We start from the raw sequence: 17,693 nt of genomic DNA, 5'->3' as shown, positions 1-17,693 counted from the left end.
ATTATCTTGAACTGTATGTGGCAATTGGTATAATCATCTCTTCTAATGAAATACCCCCATGCTGGAAGGTTTCATTGTAGTAATTTACGAATTGGTTATAGTTGTTCTGGTAAACAAAATAACGGTCTTCTTTTGCAAAGATATAATTAGAGCTAATATTAATTTTTGGCAATTGGGCCTCGTGAGGATTTTTAATAAGAAAAACCTCTTTTGCATTAAAATTAAGGTTACGCCCTTGCTTGTAGCGAAGATTTGTATTGGTATTTCTATCGCCAATAACTTTGCTTGGATGTTTTACCCTTATTGTTCCATGGTCTGTCGTGATAATCAGCTTAACATTCTTCTGAGAGATTTTTTTCAAAAGATCCATTAAAGGAGAATGCTCAAACCATGAGAGGGTTAGTGAACGGTAGGCGGCATCGTCGTTGGCCAGCTCACGAATCATTTGCATGTCTGTTCTGGCATGCGATAGCATGTCGACAAAGTTATATACAATAGCATTAAACTCGTTTTGCAGCAAATTGTTCACTTGCTCATTAAGGGCCTTCCCGTCGTCGTAAGTTAATATTTTGTTGTAGCTGAATTTACAATCTTTACGCAGGCTACGCTTAATCTGATCTGCCAAAAAGGCACCTTCGTGCATGTTTTTTCCGCCCTCATCATCATCGTTTTGCCATAATCCAGGAAAGCGTTTTTCCATTTCCAGCGGCATTAACCCAGAGAATATCGAATTACGTGCATATTGGGTTGCAGTAGGTAAGATACTTGAATACGTATCTTCCTCGTCCAAACGGAAATGTTCAGTAATCAGGGGATTAATAATCCGCCATTGATCGTACCTTAAGTTATCAATAAGAATAAAGAAGACAGGAACATTGTTATTAATTAAAGGGAATGCTTTTTTCTTTAATAACTCGTTTGAAAGCAAGGGGGCTTTGCCTTTGCCATTAACCCAGCCTAAGTAATGGTCTTCAATGAATTTTGAGAACTGCATATTTGCTTCTGACTTTTGCATTGTCAGAATCTCGTGCATTTGCGGATCATCAAGTTTCTCTAGCTCAAGTTCCCAGAAGACTAATTTTTTATAAACATCTACCCACTCTTCGTAGCTTAACTTATCGTTTAAAGTCATTCCCAGGCGCCTGAAGTCCTGTTGGTAAGCCATGGAGGTTCTTTCGCTTACAAGACGCTTATTGTCTATAATTTTCTTTATGGTTAATAAAACCTGTTTCGGATTAACGGGCTTAATAAGGTAGTCATCTATTTTAGACCCGATGGCATCTTCCATCAGGTTTTCTTCTTCGCTTTTGGTAATTAGTACAACCGGAACATCATTTCTAATGTTTTTTATTGCGGTAAGGGTTTCGAGACCACTCATACCAGGCATGTTTTCATCAAGAAAAACCAGGTCAAAGTGTTCTTTCCCAAATGCTTCAAGGGCATCGTTACCATTAGTGTAGGTGGTAACATGATATCCTTTTTCGTTTAACAGTAATATATGTGGTTTTAATAAGTTTATCTCATCGTCGGCCCATAGAATCTTGGTTTCCTGCATTATCGTATTTTATAATGTGAATTAATTTGTCAAAAAGAGACTGTGTCTTTCTTACTATGGATAAAAATAGCAATTTTTGTACCGTATAATTTATTTTTAAGGATTGAACAAAAAGAAAATAATAAATGATCCTGTTTATGGTTTCATAAATATTCCTTCAGAAATAGTATTTGATCTCATCTCTCATCCTTATTTTCAAAGGTTGAGGTATATAAAGCAATTGGGGATGACCCATTTGGTGTATCCGGGAGCGTTACATACCCGATTTCACCACGCTTTAGGGGCAATGCATCTGATGGGATTGGCTATTGAAATTTTAAGAAGCAAAGGGCATGAGATTAATAAGGAAGAAGAAGAGGCTGCCACAATTGCAATCTTACTACATGACATCGGACATGGGCCTTTTTCGCATGCGCTTGAGTATTCGTTGGTTAACGGAATAAAGCATGAAGATATTTCCATGCTTATTATGGAAAAGCTTAATGCAGAATTTGGCGGAAGATTAACCCCGGCAATTGATATTTTTAAAGGCAAATACCATAAGAATTTTCTGGCTCAACTTGTTTCTGGTCAGCTGGATCTTGACAGAATGGATTACCTGAACCGGGATAGCTTTTTTACCGGAGTAAGCGAAGGTGTAATCAGTTTTGACCGCATCATTAAGATGTTTAATGTGCTGGACGATAACCTGGTAATTGAAGAAAAGGGAATTTACTCAATAGAGAACTTTTTGATTTCCAGAAGACTGATGTATTGGCAGGTTTATTTGCATAAAACAGTTATTGCAGGAGAAATGGTGCTGGTGAAAATTTTGAAACGCGCAAAGGAACTTGCAGTTAAGGGAGAGGCTCTTTTTGCAACACCTGCGCTTCAGCATTTTTTAATAAATGACGTTACGGAGACAAGTTTCTTTTCTGAAGAGATTCATTTAAATATGTTCGCCCAACTTGATGATCAGGACATTTTTGCCTCCATTAAAGTTTGGCGAGACCATCCGGATAGAATATTGGCCCAATTGTGCAAAATGCTTACTAACAGGAATCTTTATAAAGTTGAAATTACAAATGATGCTCCAGATCAGAACAGAGTAGATGTGCTTAAGGAGAACACCGCGGAATTTTTGAAACTTAATGATGATGAAGTGTCCTATTTTGTTTTTACCGATGTAATAAGAAACAGGGCATATGATGCGGGGAACAGCAATATTAATATCCTATTAAAAAACAATATCATAATTGATATTGCAAAAGCATCAGATTTATCTAACTTAGAATCTTTAGACAAAACAGTGAAAAAGCACATACTTTGCTACCCGAGAATTATTTAGCATAATTTAACAAAATAATTAGTTTTTAATCCCGTTTTTAGTTTCTTAATCTAAGATGGAATTATAATAACCTAAATAGGTTTATTTGTTCATATCAATTTAACATATAACTTTGTAAAATGCAATTTACTGCCAAGCAGATAAGCGAATTTATAAATGGCACCATTGAGGGCGACGAAAATGTAAAAGTCGAAGAGCTTTCTAAAATAGAAGATGGCAAGCCGGGATCTTTATGCTTTTTGTCCAACCCGAAATACGAGAACTATTTATATTCTACCAATGCCTCTGTAGTTATTGTTAGTCAAGATTTTTTGCCTGCACAGGCTGTAAAAAGTACCTTAATTAAGGTTGCAGATCCTTATAGTGCATTTTCTGTGTTGTTAGACAGGTACAATGAAGTGATTAGTCAGGTTAATGACTCATCAGGAATTGAACAGCCATCCTTTGTGCACCCAACTGCAAAATTGGGTAAAAATGTCTTTATAGCAGCCTTTTCTTATATCGCAGAAAACGTAGAAATAGGAGATAACTCGAAAATACTTGCTCAGGTTTACGTGGGCCCTGATACCAAAATTGGAACGGGGTGTACACTTTTTCCGGGGGTAAAGATTTATAACCGGTCAGTTATTGGAGATCGGGTTTTTATACACGCAAACACTGTAGTAGGTAGTGATGGCTTTGGGTTTGCCCCACAAGCTGACGGGACCTATTCAAAAATTGCCCAAATTGGCAATGTGGTTATTGAAGATGATGTTGAGATTGGCGCGAATACTACGATCGATAGGGCAACAATGGGATCCACTTTCATTAGAAAAGGGGTTAAATTGGATAATCTTATTCAAATTGCCCACAATGTTGATGTTGGTGAACACAGTGTTGTTGCCGCGCAAACCGGAATTTCGGGAAGTACCAAACTGGGTGAGAAATCCGTTGTTGGAGGACAGGTTGGTATTGCGGGTCACCTATCATTAGCTAAGGGAACACAAATTGGCGCACAGGCGGGTATTAATTTTAGTACAACAGAAGAAAATAAACAATGGCACGGCAGCCCTGCCCAGCCACTAAGAGATTGGATGCGCGCATCTGTAATATTTAAACAATTACCTGCTGTTGAAAAAAGAATAGCAGCCTTAGAAACAACTATCGCACAATTAAAAGCGTTAATTGAGCAAAACAGTACAATACAAGATAAATAATGAACGTTAAGCAAAAGACCATTAAGAACGAGGTTTCCGTAAAAGGGGTAGGCCTGCATACCGGAGCAAATGTTACATTAACTTTTTGTCCCGCACCTGAAAATCATGGATTTAAATTCCAAAGAGTAGATTTACCAGGAGCGCCAATAGTTGATGCAGATTGTGATAATGTTACTGATACTGCCAGAGGCACAACTATTTCTCAGAATGGCGCAAGTGTAAGTACCGTTGAGCATGTAATGGCCTCGCTTGTAGGTATGGATCTGGATAATGTGCTTATGAAAGTGGATGGTCCGGAAACGCCAATTATGGATGGCAGCGCAATCCTATTCCTAGAAGCACTGGAAGCAGCCGGAATTCAGCAACAAGATATCGATCGCGAGTACTTTCAAATACCACATAATATAACTTATACAGAACCGGATAGAAAAGTGGAGATTGTAGCAATGCCGCTTGACGACTATAGGTTTACCTGTATGATAGATTATAATTCACCTGTTTTAGGCAGTCAGCATGCTGGCATTTCAAGTATTGCTGAATTCAGAAAGGAAATTGCATCGTGCAGAACTTTTTGTTTTTTACACGAACTTGAATATCAATTACAAAATAATCTGATTAAGGGAGGTGATTTAAATAATGCCATAGTTATTGTTGACAAAGAAGTTACCAAAGAGGAACTAGACCATTTAGCTACTATTTTTAATAGAAAGGCGATAGAGGTTGCTCCACAGGGGATCTTAAATAACATGGAATTAAGGTATCAAAATGAACCTGCCAGACATAAATTGTTGGACATGATAGGTGATCTTGCGCTTGTTGGAGTGCATTTAAAGGGCCATATTATGGCTGCCCGCCCAGGTCATGCAGCAAATGTTGCCTTTGCAAAAAAGATTAAAGCAGCAATCAAAAAAGAAAAAAACAAAAAGGTACAGCACGTTTATGACCCATCGGTAAAACCACTTTACGACGTGGTTCAAATCATGGATATTTTACCGCACAGACAACCTTTTCTATTTATTGATAAAATATTGGAACTTTCTAAAACACACGTAGTTGGCGTTAAGAATGTTACCATGAATGAAGAGTTTTTTAAAGGACATTTCCCTGGAGCGCCAGTGTTCCCGGGAGTAATTCAAATTGAGGCAATGGCGCAGACCGGAGGTATTTTGGTCCTGAGCACAGTTCCAGATCCAAGAAATTACCTTACCTTGTTCTTAAAAATAGATAATGTACGCTTTAGGGCTCAAGTATCGCCAGGCGATACTATTGTTTTCAGATGCGATTTGATGGAACCAATCAGAAGGGGAATTGCCCAGATGAAGGGTGTCGGAATGGTTGGAGGCAAGGTAGTTGTGGAAGCAGAGATGATGGCACAAATTGTAAAAGTAAAAGATAGCGAACCAGTAGCATGATACAACCCCTAGCGTATATACACCCTCAGGCAAAAATTGCCGATAATGTGGTAATAGAGCCTTTTGCAGTGATACATAAGGACGTAGAGATTGGTGAGGGAACCTGGATAGGTTCTAACGTAGTCATTATGGATGGAGCGCGTATTGGAAAGAACTGCCGGGTTTTTCCGGGCTCAGTAATTTCTGGTGTGCCTCAGGATTTAAAATTTGCTGGTGAGGTAACCACAGCTGAGATTGGAGACAATACCACTATCCGAGAGTGCGTGACTATAAACAGGGGAACAAAAGACAAGTGGAAGACGGTAATAGGAAGTAATTGCCTTATACAGGCATATTCTCACATCGCTCATGACTGTGAAGTTGGAGATTACTGCATTTTTTCTAATAGCACCACCTTGGCAGGCCATATTACCATTGGTAATTATGTAGTACTGGCAGGACTAGTGGCTATCCATCAATTTGTAAAAGTTGGTGCCCATGCCTTTGTTACCGGAGGTTCCCTGGTAAGGAAAGATGTTCCGCCTTACGTCAAAGCAGCAAGAGAGCCGCTTTCGTATGCAGGAATTAACTCAGTAGGTTTGAGAAGGAGAGGCTTTTCGTCTGAAAAGATTAACGAGATACAGGAGATCTATAGGGTTTTATTTGTGAAACATAATAACGTTACTAAAGCGTTGGATATGATTGAAGCAGAATTTAAACCAACAGAAATTCGTGATGAAATAGTTGATTTTATTAGAAACTCAAACAGAGGTGTAATGAAGGGCTTTGGTTCTGGAAGCTAATTGATCAATCAATGACAATTACTTTAGAGGACATTGGGCGAAGGTTTAACCAGGAATGGATTTTTAAAGGAATAAATTATCAATTTAATTCTGGCGGCAAATACGCAATCTTAGGCCCAAATGGCTCTGGAAAATCGACACTTTTGAGTGTTGTACTGGGAAATTTATCTCCGTCGGAGGGTGCTATAACCTATAATAATCAGAAGAATATACCCGTAGAGCGAATCTATGAATATATCAGTTTTGCGGCACCGTATTTAGATTTGATCGAAGAATTTACGCTGCAGGAAACCATCGATTTCCATTTCAGGTTTAAGACGCTGCAGAAGGGCTTTGATGAAGAGATGGTCTTGGATCTGCTTGGATTAAAGAAATCGCAAGACAAGGCACTAAAACACTTCTCGTCTGGAATGAAACAGCGAACCAAGCTTGTTCTGGCATGTTGTACAGATACACCAATACTTTTATTGGATGAGCCGACCTCAAACTTAGATAAGCAAGGTGTTGTATGGTATCATGAACTGATCGCACGTTTTACGGCTGACCGGCTTGTAATAGTAGGCTCAAATCAGGAAGCTGAGTATTCGTTTTGTAACCATTTCGTTCAAATAACGGATTATAAATAACAAAAATTATATTTGTGATAAGTGCAAAAGCGGTCGATTTGGGCATTAAAGAACGATAAAAAAATATTTTTAAATTACTATTGTAGAATTAATAAATAGTTTATACCTTTGCGGCACGAAAAATAGCCGGTGGTTTAGGCAAAATTTCAGAATAAAATGGCAAAAGCATCAGAAGTAAAAAATGGTAATATCCTTCGTTTTAACGGAGAATTAGTGCAAGTAGAAGAGTTTCTACACCGTACACCAGGTAATTTACGCGCTTTTTATCAAGCAAGAATGCGGAATGTAAAAACAGGGAAACTTGTAGAATATAGGTTCCGTGTTGATGAAGATGTTGAGATTTGCCGTGTTGAAACCAACGATTACCAATACTTGTATGAAGATGGTGAAGCACTTGTAGTAATGGATAATACTACTTACGAGCAGTTTAACATACCAAAGGTGTTATTTGGTAAAAGCCTTCGCTTTTTGAAAGAAGGAATGAATGTAATTATCGCATTTGAAAGTGACGAGCCTATTATGGCACAAACACCTTCACATGTTGAATTAGAAATAACGTACTCTGAGCCAGCAGTTAAAGGCGATACCTCTACAAACGCACTTAAATATGCAACAGTAGAGACCGGAGTTGAAATAAAAGTGCCAATGTTTATCAATCAAGGCGATAAAGTTAAGATAGATACACGCACTGGCGATTACGTAGAAAGAGTAAAATAAGAATTTTCATAGTTTAGTTTTAGGTTTAGGTTGATTGTGGCTTCGGAGTGGTTCCCGAAGCCATCTTTTTTTATATTTGTTTAAATGAAAAAGGCAGAACTTAGGAAATTAGCATTGAACAAGAGAAAATTACTCTCCCCCTCAGCAATACCTGCACTTAGTAACCAATTATTAGCTCATTTTTCAAGACTTGATTTTTCGGAGGTGAAGACAATCCATGTTTTTTTACCCATAGTTGAGAAAAACGAACCAGATACATTTCTTTTCATCGATTGGCTTAGAAATAACCATCCTGATATTAAAATTATTGTCCCAAAAGCAGATTTTGAAACGGCCTTAATGCACAATTATGTTTATTCAGGGAAGGATGGTTTAGAAAAGAACTTATATGATATTCTAGAGCCTCAAAAAGGAGAACTCCACAGTGGGGATGTGGAAATGGTGATCATTCCATTATTGGCTTTTGATGAAAGAGGCTATAGGGTTGGCTATGGGAAAGGGTTTTATGACAGGTTTCTACAGGGCTTGACCACACTTAAGGTGGGTGTTTCCTTTTTCGAATCAGGAGATGATATAGAGGATGTAAATGAACATGATATCCAAATGGATTTGTGTATTACACCTCATAGGGTGTATGATTTCAGGAAATCAGTGATCAGGTAGGCAATACTTTTGCCAGTAAAGGAACTGGTTCTTCCATCAGCCATTTCGCTTGCGCCTTCACATATGTGCAAATAGGCAAATTGTTTTGATGACCGAAGAATGAGCTTTCTGATGTCATTTAAGCTAAATCCGGAGGGCGTAGCAGCACTTGACAGCATATTCTCTATACTATCAAGATCGATTTCTAGACCAGGATTTTTAAAGGCACTGATGAATGGGGTCCAAAGGGTTACTGTAGCGTCCGACAATAAGATATCATCAAAGAAAACAACCTGTATTTTTTCATTCTCTTCTATTTGTTTTAGAATTGCTTCATTGTTGTAATTATGGTGCAATCCAAAGATCCCGTATTTGGCTAAATAACCTTCTTTTAAGGCATAACTGAAGCTATTACCACTATGCCTGCCTTTTGGCTCTCTTAAGTCGGCATGAGCGTCTATATTGAGTATATCAACAGCCTTCTTGTGGACTGAGGCCAGCGCTTTAATGATGGGATAGGCATTATTGTGCCCTCCGCCAACAATAATGGGGGTTTTGCCTGCAGCTATAATTTTAAGAACACATTCGTAAACTTGATTATCTATTTCTGATACCTTTTTCTGTAATGCTTCAATCGTATTATTTTGGGGTTCAGTAAACTCAAAATGGCCTAGAACGATTAATTCTGACCCATCTAAAAAACGGTTACTTTGGGTATTAAGAAGAGCTTTAAGCGCCGGGCCCCATGCTGTAGATGTGCCCGACAGACCGTAATTGGCTCTTACCCCGATATCTTCAGGAATTCCCAGTAATACAAAACGGGCCTCGGAAGTATTCAGATCTTCTAAAGTAGCAATGACCTTCACGCGTTCACCTAATTTTGTTTCGCCGCTGCGGATATTGACTAATTTTAGAATATCCTTATTCAAATAAATTCTAAGTCCATCCATTAGTTTACTTCTCCGTTTAAAATGATTTTTTCTATTTGCGACTGCCCAAAACTATAAGGCAGATAAGCTATTGAACTCATGGGGCGGGTAATGAAAAGGTTCGCTTTTTTCCCTATTGCAATGCTTCCTGCAACATCTGATAACTGCATTGCGGCAGCTCCATTTAAAGTAGCGGCATTAATAGCTTCTTCCGGGAGCATCTTTAATTTAATACAGCCTAACGAAACCACAAAATTCATATTTCCTGAAGGCGTAGAACCGGGGTTAAAATCAGAGGCTAATGCCACGGGAACATTCGCATTAATTAGGCCGCGGGCATTTGCAAAGGGAATACCAAGGTACAAAGAACAAGATGGAAGAAGGGTAGCAATTGTATTGCTTGTGCTTAAACAGTTAATCACATCCTCATCGGTAGCTTCAAGGTGATCCACGGAAATCGCATTATGTTTTACACCAACCTGAACGCCGCCTGATATAGACAATTGGTTTGCATGAATTTTAGGCGGTAATCCATATTTCACACCGGCTTCTAAAAGTTTATCCGTTTCTTCCGCAGAAAAAAAGCCTTTTTCACAAAAAACATCCATATAGTCTGCCAGTCCTTCGTTAGCTATTCCAGGGAGCATTTGCTCTATAATAAGCCTAATGTATCCGTTACGATCTTTTTTATAGTCTTCAGGAAAAGTATGAGCAGCAAGGAACGACGCCTTAACAGGAACTTTAAAAGCGTCTTTAAGCCGCCTGATTACCCTAAGCATTTTTAATTCACTATCAAAAGTTAGTCCGTAGCCGCTCTTAATTTCAACGGCTCCGGTTCCCTGCTTAATCATGTCGTTTAGCCTGATGGAGGCGCTTTCGAATAGGTGATCTTCAGATTCGTGCTGGAGTTTACGGGCCGAGTTCAAAATACCACCCCCTGCAGCCGCTATTTCTTCATAGCCTTTTCCTTTAATCTTCATTACAAATTCCTCTTCTCTGGAAGCAGCAAATACAATGTGTGTATGTGAGTCGCACCAAGAGGGAAAAACATAACCTCCTTTAGCAGAAATGGAGGTTAATGATGTAGGCAGATCAGCAGGTAGGTTGTCCATACTGCCAAAACCAGTTATTAATCCCCCCTCACATAATATCCAGGCGTTGTTTATAACAGGCAAAGTATTCATAGCACCACCTTTTAAAACAGAAATGTTTTTAGGGTGAGTGCCTACAAGCGTGTCAATATCTGTTATTAAGAGGGCAGACATGGTTTAGGGATTTAGCTCTAATAGAACAGGGCAATGATCCGAATGAATTGCGTCGGGAAGTATTGAAACGTGTTTCAGCCTATTTAAAAGAGGTTGGGTTGCTAAATGGTAATCGATGCGCCACCCCAGGTTCTTAGCCCTTGAATTTGCTCTAAAACTCCACCAGGTATAGTGGTGCGGATCTTTATTAAAGTGCCTGAAAGTATCTATGAACCCATTGTTTAAAAACAGCTCCATCCATTCACGTTCTTCCGGTAAGAAACCCGAAGAGTTTGCATTTGATTTTGGGTTGTGAATGTCGATGGCGGTATGGCAAATGTTGTAATCGCCTGAAATAATCAAATTAGGATACTCCTTGCGCAGGTATCCAATATATGTATCAAAGAAACGCATGAATTCGTACTTCTTAACCTGTCTGTCGTCCCCACTGGATCCAGATGGCATGTAGAGGCTCATTAAAGAGAAGCCGTCAAAATCAGCTCTTAAAATACGTCCTTCTTTATCTATCCATTCTTCTCCGCAACCGTACTCCACATGATTTGGTTTTATTCTGGTAAGGATAGCCACTCCGCTATATCCTTTTTTCTCTGCCGGAAACCAGTAGTGATGATATCCTAATTGCTCAATTAAGGCAAGTATCTCCGGAATTTGAGAAGGCAGGGCCTTCACTTCCTGCAAGCAAACCATATCGGCATCGGTTGACTGTAGCCACCCAAAAAAATTTTTTGTTGATGCAGAGCGAATGCCGTTAACATTGTAAGAGATGATCTTCATAAATTATATAATTTTTCTAATTTTTTTGCTGCGCGCCTTTTTAATACAGAAACAGACATCTTCACATCAGCAAAGGGGCGGTCGTTTGAATCCCTGGAAACAGCAGCGATTTTATCAACCATATCTAAGCCCTGAACAACCTCACCAAAAACAGTATAATTTCTGTCCAGATGTGGTGTGCCGCCTAAATTCTTATAGACTTCTCTCTGCCAAACCAGTATTTTGAAATGGAGGCGATTCGTTTCTAATGAATCTAATCCCTGATCTGTAAATTTTTTACCCTGAACAATGTAGAACTGAGATCCGCTTGATGCCTTTTCGGGATTGTCGTCTCTTGCAGCGCCAAGCGCACCTTTTTTATGAAATAAACTGTCTCTAAATTCAGCGGGAATGGTATAGCCTACAGTTCCATTTCCCAGCAATTCCCCTTGTTTTGCAACTTTTGAATCCGGATCGCCCCCCTGAATCATGAAGTTTTTGATAACCCGATGAAATAAAGTGCCCTCAAAAACACCCTTTTTAATGAGGGATACAAAGTTATCCCGGTGCTGGGGAGTTTCATTGTAAAGCATGATTATACATTCGCCCATATCCGTTTTAATTTTAACGTATTGGTGTTTTGGCTTTGCAGCGAAGGCAGAGAAAACACCCAGACATAGTAGTAAGGCTAGAATCCTGTTCATTAATATTACTTTGGAGCTAAGGTAAGTTAAAAATGGCTTTATTGAAATGTGGGAAGCTTCAATTTTATTGATTATCTTTCTTACCATACATCAAGGCCGGCTAAAACCCAGAGGTGTACTTTTGTAAAATTAAAACTCAAAAAAATTATGAAAAAGGTATTTTTATTCCTGGTTGCAATTTCAATCAGTGTTGCGTCTTTCGCACAAACAAAGTGGACGGTAGATCCGATGCACTCATTTATAAATTTCTCAGTGAAACACATGGGAATCTCATTTGTAGATGGATCATTTAAAAAGTTTGATGGCGCAGTTACTGCAGCTAAAGAGGATTTAACTGATGCAAAAATCAGCTTTTCAGTTGATGTAAACAGTATTTCTACAAGTGTTGAACCTCGCGATAAGCACTTAAAATCTGATGATTTTTTTAATGCTGAAACTTTTCCATACATGACTTTCGAAAGCACTTCATTTAAAAAATTGAAAGGAAATAACTATGAATTGAGTGGAAAATTGACAATTCGTGATGTAACGAAAGATGTTAAGTTCAATGTAGTATTCGGCGGAACAGCTAAAGATCAGCAAGGAAATACCAAAGCAGGTTTCTCAGCTAACACAACCATTAATCGTTTAGATTATAATATCAAATATGATCCAACAGGAATGGGTGTAGGTAAAGACGTTAAAATAGCCTTAAACCTGGAATTTGTTCAGGCAAAATAATTGATTTTACAGGCCGTCTTATCCAGACGGCCTGTATTAATTTCTACTCATTATGACTAACTTATCTCAATTCAAAACATTCACAAGCGGGTTGCCAATTCAGGAAAACCTTATGCCTGTTCTATTTGTGGGGCACGGATCTCCAATGAATGGGATTGAGGATAATGAGTTTAGCAACAAATGGGCCTCTATGGCTCAAAATATGCCAGTTCCAACAGCAGTACTGGTGGTTTCTGCACATTGGTTTACCAAAGGCACGCACATTACTGCCATGGATTTCCCTAAAACTATACATGATTTTGGCGGGTTTCCACAGGCACTTTTTGATGTAGTTTATCCCGCACCCGGAAATCCGGAACTTGCTGCTGAAACGGCAGGACTTATACAACATACGCAAGTTGGCCTGGATCATGACTGGGGGCTTGACCATGGTGCATGGACTGTTGTAAGACACATGTACCCAGAGGCAAATATCCCTGTATTGCAATTGAGCATCGACTATACCAAGGATGCGCGCTATCATTATGAGCTGGCCAGGGAATTGCAACTTTTAAGAAAGAAGGGGGTTTTAATTCTTGGGAGCGGAAATATGGTTCACAATCTTAGGATGATGAGCTGGGAAATGATAAATGGCGGAGGCTATGACTGGGCTTTACAAATGAACGATAAGTTTAAAAGCCTGATTCTAAACAATGAGCACAATCCCTTGATGAACTATCAATCGCTTGGTAAAGAGGCTATGCTGGCCATCCCTACTCCGGAGCATTATCTGCCCTTAATGTATACCCTTGGTCTGAAAAATGATAATGAGGAAGTTTCGTTATTTAACGATAAGGCAGTCGGCGGTTCATTAACCATGACTTCTGTTAAGGTAGGCTAATCACATTAGTTTTTTCAGCCACTTTAATACCCAGTCTTTGCCATAATAAGGAGGATAAATCATCCCGGTCATATCTAACTTAGATTGGAAAACAACAGCTCTTTCGTGGCTGAACGACTTGAAGCCGAATTCTCCATGGCAACTTCCCATGCCACTTCCGTTTACCCCCCCAAAAGGCAATTTCGGGTTTGAGATATGAATTAATACATCATTAATACAGGTACCACCTGCACTGGTATTTGCTATAATACGGTGGATGTTCTCTTTGCTATCGCTAAATATATATAGGGCCAGCGGTTTGCTTTTTTTGTTGATGCGGTCAATTACTTCATCTAAACTTTTATAAGTAATGATTGGCAATAGAGGGCCAAAAATTTCTTCGTTCATGATATTTGAATCATCGCTGATTCGCGTAAGAACCGTAGGGCTAATGGTGTTATTTCCCTGGTCTGTTTCGCCTCCAAACGCCACATTGGCGCCTTTATTTGTTGCATCAGCAATCAGTCCTGTTAATCTTTTAAAATGCCTGTCGTTTATAATTTTAGCATAAACGGAGTGATCGATGGTATTGTTCCCGTTGCAGAACATTTTGTTTACGGATTCCTTATAATGCCCAATAAATTCAGCTTGTTTTTCTTCCGGAATAAAAACATAATCAGGTGCAATACAAGTTTGTCCGGCATTCATCAATTTCCCCCAGGCAATCTTTTCTGCTGCACTCTTTAAGTTGGCGGTACCATCAATTACAGTAGGAGATTTCCCTCCTAATTCCAATGTTACAGAAGTGAGGTTTTTTGCAGCGGCTTCCATCACCACCTTTCCAATGGCGGTGCTTCCTGTAAAGAAAATATGATCGAATGGCAGTTCAAGCAAAGCTGTTGATACCGAGGCATCGCCCTCAAAGCAGCAGATTTCCTGCTCTTCAAAACATTCGGCAATAATCCGTGCAATAACTGAGCTGGTTGCCGGGCTGAGCTCTGATGGTTTTAATATAGCGCAGTTCCCTGCTGCAATGGCAGAGATTAAGGGGGCCATCAGCAATTGAAAAGGATAGTTCCACGGCGAAATGATCAAACAAACGCCTTTTGGTTCATAATAAAGCCTATTTTTTGCAAAAAGGTTGGTTATTGTTTTGCCAATGTATTTAGGCCTCATCCAATTTTTGACGTTCTTAATCGCAAAATCAATTTCAGCATAAGTAAAAATCAGTTCGGTAACGGCAGCTTCAAACTGGCTTTTGCGAAGATCCTGCTGTAAAGCAACATATACCTCAGCCTCATGCTTTTCTATACCGCGCTTTAATGCCTTTAATTTATTAATTCTTTGTGCGGCATTACTGGTCCTAAGCGTATATTTATGCGCTTGCTGGGCATTAAAAACAGAGTTGATCGTTTGCGTCATGTTAGCTTGCCAAACCGGCCTAAAATTGTTAAAATAGGTTAAATTAATTGTCCTTAATTACTATTGTATTGAAAATAGATTGATTTAAGGGATATTGCACATGTAAAATAAATATACAAAATGAAAAGGGGATTTTTTACTGTACTAGCCACTATATTATTTCTCCAGTTGGGGAATGCCCAGACCGTTAAAACAGGGGTTTTGGTTATTGGTAATGGCAGGGGTGCATTGGCAGCAAGCATTCAATCAAGTGTTTCTGGTGCTAAAACAGTTTTATTATTACCGGGAGAAGATTTTGAAGCCACACTCGCCTCAGGGAATTTATCTTCTGGGATAGAAGCCAGCCTGATTAAGAGGCAAAAGCCCCAAGATAAAGCCGAAATCAACTCCGCGATAAAATCATGGACAGACACACTTAAAAACCTGACAATAATAAAAAATGCGAACTGGATAAAATTAAAAAGATCTGGAAGCGGCTGGAGTGCGCAGCTAAGTGACGGCAGAACAATAAAGGCTATTGCCATGGTTAATGCGGATAAAACAGGAAAGGTTAATGCTGCTATTCCTTTGCAAAATGTAAATAAGTCGTGGCATTCCCTTACTTATAATAACAATCTTTACAGAACAAGTATTGCCTCTGGTGAACATACAGGAAATACGTCCTCAAATCAGCTATTTCTAAGCGATCTGCTTATTCCTGAACAGGATAATCTTGTGCTGCTAAATTCAGGAATTGAAAGCATCGCCGCAGGACAGGCTGCCGGAGCTGTGGCTGCTTATGCTGCTTTTTTCAAAACTAAAACCTCTCAGGCTCCGTTAAAGGAGATTCAGGGCGAGCTAATGAAGTACCAGTTGTCCCTAATGCCATTTTCAGATATTAAACCAACTGATACCAATTGGAAATCTATTCAGTTTCTGGGTCTTTCGGGATTTTTAAAAGCAGATATAGTTAACGGAGTGGCTAATTTTGAACCGGAGCGGACGGTATCAACCGCAGAAATAAAAGAACCTGTTAAGGAGTATTATTATAAGGCACAGATCTGGTTTGATGAACATAAGGAGCCCGAAATGACTATCGGCGCAACACTAAACCTTGTTTGTTATGTGGGAGGGAAATCGCCAAAGAATACCGAAGACGAGATTAAGAAGAACTGGAAAACTGTATATAAGTTTAAAACGGAATACGATCCTGCGCGAAATATTACAAGAAGAGAGTTTGCCGTTCTGGTAAACGAATATCTAAAACCATTTGCTGTTAATACTGATAAAGCAGGAAGAATAATGAGGTAAAACACAAATAGATAAAAACTAATTTGTTTTTCTGTGTTATAGTTTGTGTCTATGTGCCTATCAAGATTAAGTATCTGTTATATCTTGAATATGGTTGTTTTTGAGTACAGATAGGCTTACCTTTGCACCATCAAAAACAACAATAAAACACAAAATATAATTATGGCTATAGTAGGAAAAAAATTCCCAAGTGTTAGTATCGATGCGATGTCAGAAATGGGTGACGATTTAAAGATCAATGTATTTGAAGAAGCAGTAAGCAAAGGGAAAAAAGTTTTATTATTCTGGTATCCAAAGGATTTTACTTTTGTTTGTCCAACAGAATTGCACGCTTTTCAAGCAGCTTTACCTGACTTTGAAAAAAGAAATACAATTGTAATTGGTGCATCATGCGATACAAACGAAGTGCACTTTGCATGGTTAAACACTCCAAAAGATAATGGTGGTATTGAAGGCGTTACTTATCCAATTTTAGCAGATACTCATAGACAATTGTCTAACATTTTAGGTATTGTTGAGCAAGAGGTTGAATATGATGAAGAAGGAAACGAAATCTTCTCTGGATCAAACGTTACATTCAGAGCAACTTACCTAATTGACGAAACCGGCAAAGTTTTCCATGAAAGCGTTAACGATATGCCAGTAGGTAGAAATGTTAAAGAATATTTACGTTTAATTGATGCTTACGCTCACGTTCAGAAACATGGCGAAGTTTGCCCTGCAAACTGGGAAGAAGGAAAAGAAGCAATGAATGCAAACAGAACTGGCGTTGCTGAATATTTAAGCGCTAACTAATCAATTAAAAATTATGTTTTTAGAATTAACAGAAGATAATCTTCAACAATATGTTGCTGAAAACAAGAAAGTAATGGTTCAGTATGCTGCATCGTGGTGCGGGAATTGCCGAATCATGAAGCCTAAGTTTAAGAAACTAGCTGCTGAAAACGAAGATGTTGCTTTCTTAATTGTGGATGCCGAAAAACTTCCGGCTTCACGTAAACTGGCAACGGTTGACAATTTACCAACTTTTGCAGCCTTTGAAGGCGGCGTTTTGGTAGATCAGGTTCAAACGAACAAAGCAGAAGTATTAAGCGAATTATTTAATAAAATAAAATAATGAAAATTCCGGTTATAAGACAGCTATTCCAAAATACTACTCCAGAAAATCTTGAGGCAACTTTATCAGTTTTAGAAGCTTTTTGTGAATTCAGAGGGGTAAGTGAGGAAGAAATTGATGTAGCAGGAGAGATGATCACCAATATCTGCGGAGCGCTTGAAGTTCATGAGAACGTAAAAGCAGGAGCAGTTGAAAAAGATGCATTAAATGCATTTGGTCAAAAAGTAATGGGATCAATTGACAGGCATTAATTTAGCAACATAATAAAAAGGGGGATTTCAGTGTGAGATCCCCCTTTTTATTGCTTAAACTTTTTTAGCACACTCGTCATTCCGCCCGTCATCTCCTTTGGTTAATCAAAGGAGATGACGGGACCA

Annotated in this window: 19 protein-coding genes; 13 read left to right on the top strand and 6 right to left on the bottom strand. The window is 38.8% G+C overall.

The window, feature by feature from the left end; all coding sequences use genetic code 11:
• Nucleotide 1: 1 nt before the first annotated feature.
• The gene (gene porX / locus HQN86_RS18270; RefSeq protein WP_172662329.1) at nt 2-1,555 is read right to left on the bottom strand and encodes a T9SS response regulator signal transducer PorX; all 1,554 of its coding nucleotides are present in this window, start codon (nt 1,553-1,555) and stop codon (nt 2-4) included.
• 103 nt (nt 1,556-1,658) lie between these two features.
• On the opposite strand from porX, the gene HQN86_RS18265 reads away from it, so the two are divergent.
• The 7 genes from HQN86_RS18265 to HQN86_RS18235 all read left to right on the top strand — a co-directional run bounded on the left by HQN86_RS18265 (nt 1,659) and on the right by HQN86_RS18235 (nt 8,278).
• The gene (locus HQN86_RS18265) at nt 1,659-2,882 is read left to right on the top strand and encodes an HD domain-containing protein (RefSeq protein WP_172662328.1); all 1,224 of its coding nucleotides are present in this window, start codon (nt 1,659-1,661) and stop codon (nt 2,880-2,882) included.
• 119 nt (nt 2,883-3,001) lie between these two features.
• A complete protein-coding gene (lpxD, locus tag HQN86_RS18260) occupies nt 3,002-4,078 on the top strand; it encodes a UDP-3-O-(3-hydroxymyristoyl)glucosamine N-acyltransferase (protein ID WP_048908152.1) in 1,077 nt (358 codons plus the stop codon).
• Nucleotides 4,078-5,490 (top strand): bifunctional UDP-3-O-[3-hydroxymyristoyl] N-acetylglucosamine deacetylase/3-hydroxyacyl-ACP dehydratase, encoded by a 1,413-nt coding sequence (locus HQN86_RS18255; RefSeq protein WP_172662327.1) that lies wholly within the window; start codon nt 4,078-4,080, stop codon nt 5,488-5,490. Before lpxD ends, HQN86_RS18255 begins: the two co-directional genes overlap by 1 nt.
• Nucleotides 5,487-6,272, top strand: coding sequence for an acyl-ACP--UDP-N-acetylglucosamine O-acyltransferase (gene lpxA, locus HQN86_RS18250; RefSeq protein WP_048908154.1), 786 nt, complete (start codon nt 5,487-5,489; stop codon nt 6,270-6,272). Before HQN86_RS18255 ends, lpxA begins: the two co-directional genes overlap by 4 nt.
• Nucleotides 6,273-6,283: 11 nt before the next feature.
• Entirely contained in the window at nt 6,284-6,898 is a 615-nt protein-coding gene (locus tag HQN86_RS18245; RefSeq protein WP_172662326.1) for an ABC transporter ATP-binding protein, read from the top strand.
• Nucleotides 6,899-7,054: 156 nt separating this feature from the next.
• The gene (gene efp / locus HQN86_RS18240) at nt 7,055-7,615 is read left to right on the top strand and encodes an elongation factor P (RefSeq protein ID WP_048908156.1); all 561 of its coding nucleotides are present in this window, start codon (nt 7,055-7,057) and stop codon (nt 7,613-7,615) included.
• Between the two features lie 84 nt (nt 7,616-7,699).
• The gene (locus tag HQN86_RS18235; protein WP_172662325.1) at nt 7,700-8,278 is read left to right on the top strand and encodes a 5-formyltetrahydrofolate cyclo-ligase; all 579 of its coding nucleotides are present in this window, start codon (nt 7,700-7,702) and stop codon (nt 8,276-8,278) included.
• Here HQN86_RS18235 and HQN86_RS18230 read toward each other — a convergent pair.
• From HQN86_RS18230 to HQN86_RS18215, 4 genes are read right to left on the bottom strand one after another with little or no spacing between them, the layout of a single operon-like run.
• On the bottom strand, nt 8,239-9,207 hold the full coding sequence (locus tag HQN86_RS18230) for a formimidoylglutamase (RefSeq protein ID WP_172662324.1): 969 nt from the start codon (nt 9,205-9,207) through the stop codon (nt 8,239-8,241). The two genes, HQN86_RS18235 and HQN86_RS18230, sit on opposite strands and share 40 nt — an antisense overlap.
• The gene (hutI, locus tag HQN86_RS18225) at nt 9,207-10,451 is read right to left on the bottom strand and encodes an imidazolonepropionase (protein WP_172662323.1); all 1,245 of its coding nucleotides are present in this window, start codon (nt 10,449-10,451) and stop codon (nt 9,207-9,209) included. Before hutI ends, HQN86_RS18230 begins: the two co-directional genes overlap by 1 nt.
• Nucleotides 10,452-10,454: 3 nt before the next feature.
• Nucleotides 10,455-11,225, bottom strand: a complete 771-nt coding sequence (locus HQN86_RS18220) for an exodeoxyribonuclease III (RefSeq protein WP_172662322.1) — start codon at nt 11,223-11,225, stop codon at nt 10,455-10,457.
• Nucleotides 11,222-11,908, bottom strand: coding sequence for a peptidylprolyl isomerase (locus HQN86_RS18215; RefSeq protein ID WP_172662321.1), 687 nt, complete (start codon nt 11,906-11,908; stop codon nt 11,222-11,224). The genes HQN86_RS18220 and HQN86_RS18215 overlap by 4 nt, the downstream gene beginning before the upstream one ends.
• 147 nt (nt 11,909-12,055) lie before the next feature.
• Between HQN86_RS18215 and HQN86_RS18210 the strand changes: the two genes are divergently transcribed.
• Together HQN86_RS18210 and ygiD are read left to right on the top strand one after the other, a co-directional pair.
• Nucleotides 12,056-12,628, top strand: a complete 573-nt coding sequence (locus tag HQN86_RS18210; protein ID WP_172662320.1) for a YceI family protein — start codon at nt 12,056-12,058, stop codon at nt 12,626-12,628.
• A gap of 52 nt (nt 12,629-12,680) precedes the next feature.
• Nucleotides 12,681-13,508 carry a 4,5-DOPA-extradiol-dioxygenase gene (gene ygiD, locus HQN86_RS18205; protein ID WP_172662319.1) on the top strand — a complete coding sequence of 276 codons (828 nt, stop codon included), beginning with the start codon at nt 12,681-12,683 and terminating at the stop codon, nt 13,506-13,508.
• On the opposite strand, the gene HQN86_RS18200 is transcribed toward ygiD, so the two are convergent.
• The gene (locus HQN86_RS18200) at nt 13,509-14,909 is read right to left on the bottom strand and encodes an aldehyde dehydrogenase family protein (RefSeq protein ID WP_172662318.1); all 1,401 of its coding nucleotides are present in this window, start codon (nt 14,907-14,909) and stop codon (nt 13,509-13,511) included.
• A gap of 120 nt (nt 14,910-15,029) precedes the next feature.
• On the opposite strand from HQN86_RS18200, the gene HQN86_RS18195 reads away from it, so the two are divergent.
• The 4 genes from HQN86_RS18195 to HQN86_RS18180 all read left to right on the top strand — a co-directional run bounded on the left by HQN86_RS18195 (nt 15,030) and on the right by HQN86_RS18180 (nt 17,567).
• Nucleotides 15,030-16,199 carry a hypothetical protein gene (locus tag HQN86_RS18195; protein WP_172662317.1) on the top strand — a complete coding sequence of 390 codons (1,170 nt, stop codon included), beginning with the start codon at nt 15,030-15,032 and terminating at the stop codon, nt 16,197-16,199.
• A 162-nt stretch (nt 16,200-16,361) separates the two neighbouring features.
• Entirely contained in the window at nt 16,362-16,994 is a 633-nt protein-coding gene (locus HQN86_RS18190) for a peroxiredoxin (protein ID WP_172662316.1), read from the top strand.
• 13 nt (nt 16,995-17,007) lie between these two features.
• Nucleotides 17,008-17,316 carry a thioredoxin family protein gene (locus HQN86_RS18185; RefSeq protein WP_172662315.1) on the top strand — a complete coding sequence of 103 codons (309 nt, stop codon included), beginning with the start codon at nt 17,008-17,010 and terminating at the stop codon, nt 17,314-17,316.
• Nucleotides 17,316-17,567 (top strand): DUF6952 family protein, encoded by a 252-nt coding sequence (locus HQN86_RS18180; RefSeq protein ID WP_048908165.1) that lies wholly within the window; start codon nt 17,316-17,318, stop codon nt 17,565-17,567. The genes HQN86_RS18185 and HQN86_RS18180 overlap by 1 nt, the downstream gene beginning before the upstream one ends.
• Nucleotides 17,568-17,693 lie beyond the last annotated feature (126 nt).

The organism is Pedobacter panaciterrae (genome assembly GCF_013204795.1).
Classification (GTDB): domain Bacteria; phylum Bacteroidota; class Bacteroidia; order Sphingobacteriales; family Sphingobacteriaceae; genus Pedobacter; species Pedobacter panaciterrae.
The sequence above is the reverse complement of the archived record's forward strand: the minus strand, read 5'-3'. Positions and strand labels throughout refer to the sequence as shown.

Bases quoted from the DNA above. Each gene is read 5' to 3' on its own strand.
- porX (WP_172662329.1), bottom strand. From the start codon at position 1,555: ATGCAGGAAACCAAGATTCTATGGGCCGACGATGAGATAAACTTATTA.
- lpxD (WP_048908152.1), top strand. From the start codon at position 3,002: ATGCAATTTACTGCCAAGCAGATAAGCGAATTTATAAATGGCACCATT.
- HQN86_RS18255 (WP_172662327.1), top strand. From the start codon at position 4,078: ATGAACGTTAAGCAAAAGACCATTAAGAACGAGGTTTCCGTAAAAGGG.
- lpxA (WP_048908154.1), top strand. From the start codon at position 5,487: ATGATACAACCCCTAGCGTATATACACCCTCAGGCAAAAATTGCCGAT.
- HQN86_RS18245 (WP_172662326.1), top strand. From the start codon at position 6,284: ATGACAATTACTTTAGAGGACATTGGGCGAAGGTTTAACCAGGAATGG.
- efp (WP_048908156.1), top strand. From the start codon at position 7,055: ATGGCAAAAGCATCAGAAGTAAAAAATGGTAATATCCTTCGTTTTAAC.
- HQN86_RS18235 (WP_172662325.1), top strand. From the start codon at position 7,700: ATGAAAAAGGCAGAACTTAGGAAATTAGCATTGAACAAGAGAAAATTA.
- HQN86_RS18230 (WP_172662324.1), bottom strand. From the start codon at position 9,207: ATGGATGGACTTAGAATTTATTTGAATAAGGATATTCTAAAATTAGTC.
- hutI (WP_172662323.1), bottom strand. From the start codon at position 10,451: ATGTCTGCCCTCTTAATAACAGATATTGACACGCTTGTAGGCACTCAC.
- HQN86_RS18220 (WP_172662322.1), bottom strand. From the start codon at position 11,225: ATGAAGATCATCTCTTACAATGTTAACGGCATTCGCTCTGCATCAACA.
- HQN86_RS18215 (WP_172662321.1), bottom strand. From the start codon at position 11,908: ATGAACAGGATTCTAGCCTTACTACTATGTCTGGGTGTTTTCTCTGCC.
- HQN86_RS18210 (WP_172662320.1), top strand. From the start codon at position 12,056: ATGAAAAAGGTATTTTTATTCCTGGTTGCAATTTCAATCAGTGTTGCG.
- ygiD (WP_172662319.1), top strand. From the start codon at position 12,681: ATGACTAACTTATCTCAATTCAAAACATTCACAAGCGGGTTGCCAATT.
- HQN86_RS18200 (WP_172662318.1), bottom strand. From the start codon at position 14,909: ATGACGCAAACGATCAACTCTGTTTTTAATGCCCAGCAAGCGCATAAA.
- HQN86_RS18195 (WP_172662317.1), top strand. From the start codon at position 15,030: ATGAAAAGGGGATTTTTTACTGTACTAGCCACTATATTATTTCTCCAG.
- HQN86_RS18190 (WP_172662316.1), top strand. From the start codon at position 16,362: ATGGCTATAGTAGGAAAAAAATTCCCAAGTGTTAGTATCGATGCGATG.
- HQN86_RS18185 (WP_172662315.1), top strand. From the start codon at position 17,008: ATGTTTTTAGAATTAACAGAAGATAATCTTCAACAATATGTTGCTGAA.
- HQN86_RS18180 (WP_048908165.1), top strand. From the start codon at position 17,316: ATGAAAATTCCGGTTATAAGACAGCTATTCCAAAATACTACTCCAGAA.